Source organism: Streptomyces sp. E2N166 (assembly GCF_003671715.1).
GTDB classification, from domain to species: domain Bacteria; phylum Actinomycetota; class Actinomycetes; order Streptomycetales; family Streptomycetaceae; genus Streptomyces; species Streptomyces thinghirensis.
Map to the genome: position 1 here is coordinate 1 of NZ_RAIF01000004.1, position 260 is coordinate 260.

The window sequence follows — 260 nt, forward strand, 5'->3', positions numbered from 1 at the left end:
CAAGGACCGGGACCCGGACTGGTTCAAACGAGCCGTCTTCTACGAGGTCCTCGTCCGTTCCTTCCAGGACAGCAACGGCGACGGCGTGGGCGACCTCAAGGGCCTCACCGCCAAGCTGGACTACCTGCAATGGCTGGGCGTGGACTGCCTCTGGCTCCCGCCCTTCTTCAAGTCACCGCTGCGCGACGGCGGATACGACGTCTCCGACTACACCGCCGTCCTGCCCGAGTTCGGCGACCTGGCCGACTTCGTCGAGTTCG

Annotated in this window: 1 protein-coding gene; it reads left to right on the plus strand. The window is 65.8% G+C overall.

Annotated features, from left to right (window positions below; genetic code table 11):
* Window positions 1-260: alpha-amylase family glycosyl hydrolase (locus tag EBH09_RS00055; RefSeq protein ID WP_238697095.1), on the plus strand; the 260-nt coding region annotated here is incomplete at both ends.